Below are 1,009 nucleotides of genomic sequence, written 5' to 3'. Positions count from 1 at the left end.
GTACTTTCAAAACACGCAAGCCAGAACGCCCGGTATCGCTCCCCTGGATGTCAGGCTGGGGATCGTCGCGGGACGAATGTCGCCGGCACTCGATTGGCCAAAAGGGGACGGAGGTAGTTTCGGGTGTCCAATCAAAAGAAGAATAGGGAGCAGCCTGTTTTGGACGAGGAAGAAAAGAGGGGGCGGGGGGCAAAATCAGACGCATACTTTCAACAATGACCACCGTTCCATGGATCTCGCTCCATTCAGAAAGAAGTTGACGCAGAGGCGGGGAGTCGCAGAGACGCAGGGGAGAGCCGTAACGCCTGATATCCCGTCTGGTCCCTCTGCGCCTCACCGCCTCTCGCGACTCTGCGTCGAAACCCTTATGCGGGACTGAGGACCGATCAAACGGGACGGAGTTCTTTTGACCAAATGCATGCCCAGGAGAACTGGGGTAGCAGATCGCCGGATGGTGCCACCCACCATCCATTGCTCTTTCTCACTTCGCCTTGTCAACGGTTTTTTGTCGATGACCAGCGATTCGGAGTCGGACGCGATCGCGTTCCGGCTGGTGGGAGTGGCCACGCTCGGTCTCCGCCGCCGGGCACTCACTCCGGTTCCGCCTTGTGACGGAAATTGCCAGTCATCTTCCTGTGCCCCCGAAGTTGCAATGCTGGACCGTGACTCAGTCACTTGCCGGTCAAAGTCGCCGATCTGCCCAAAGGCCTCGTGGTCTGTCGCAAGCTAAAAGTGAGGTTTGATCGTAGTGGACGAGGCCACGAGTCCTTGGGTTTGACGGCAGTTCAGGACTCGTGGCCTAACCCACTACCCTAGTAATAGGTCGTGACAGATCACTGGCCCGAACGCTTTCGGAGGCCGGAATCGACGCATCGATGTGGCGTGAAGGGGTATAGGACTGGCAGAAGTCATTCGGCAAGACGACCTGGGTGGGTCGCCCAGAATCAATGAAAGCCGATTACTCATGCCGACGTGCTTAGTAACGGGTGAACAACAAGTGACGATGTTA

It is taken from the genome of Rhodopirellula sp. UBA1907 (assembly GCF_002337565.1).
GTDB lineage: Bacteria > Planctomycetota > Planctomycetia > Pirellulales > Pirellulaceae > Rhodopirellula > Rhodopirellula europaea.
This window is presented reverse-complemented; position numbering follows the sequence as displayed.